This window comes from Sphingomonas sp. 10B4 (assembly GCF_035019905.1).
GTDB classification, from domain to species: Bacteria; Pseudomonadota; Alphaproteobacteria; order Sphingomonadales; family Sphingomonadaceae; genus Sphingomonas; species Sphingomonas glacialis.
In genome coordinates this window covers 1-582 of the sequence record NZ_JASJVC010000182.1, presented here as the reverse complement: position 1 = coordinate 582, position 582 = coordinate 1, and the positions used below count along the sequence as shown (strand labels likewise).

At 74.1% G+C, this 582-nt stretch carries 1 pseudogene; it reads left to right on the top strand.

The window, feature by feature from the left end:
• Positions 1-95: 95 nt before the first annotated feature.
• Positions 96-582 (top strand): annotated as a pseudogene (locus tag QN347_RS19375) (DNA polymerase Y family protein); the annotation flags it as partial.

The window sequence follows — 582 nt, the reverse complement described above, 5'->3', positions numbered from 1 at the left end:
AGATGTGTATAAGAGACAGGTCCACGCCTCCACTCGGGCGGCAGGGTGCGGTAACGGGTGGACCCCGGCACAAGGCCGGGGTGACGAACGGCGGTGTGGCAGAATCGCCCCCGCCGCCCCGCATCACATCGCTCCAATCCGGCAACCAGCTCGTCATCGCCGCCGCCTGCCCCGCCGCGCGCGCGCTCGGGCTCGCGCCGGGCATGGCGGTGACGCAGGCGCGCGCGCTGGTGCCCGAGCTCGACATTCGCCCCGCCGACCCCGCGGGCGACCGCGCCGCGTTGCTTCGGCTGGCGACGCTTGCCGCGCGCCGCTGGTGCCCGGTGGTGATGCCGTCGGGCGAGGACGGGCTGTTCCTCGATATCAGCGGCGTCGCGCATCTGTTCGGCGGCGAAGCGGCGATGGCGCGGCGGATCGTGCGCATCCTCGCCCGGCTCGGCTTCACCGCGCGCGTCGCGGTGGCGGATACGCCGGGCGCGGCGTGGGCGCTGGCGCGGTTTGCGGTCTCGCCTGCGCAGCCCTCCCGTCACCCCCGCGAAAGCGGGGGCCCCGCTGTCTCTTATACACATCTCCGAGCCCACG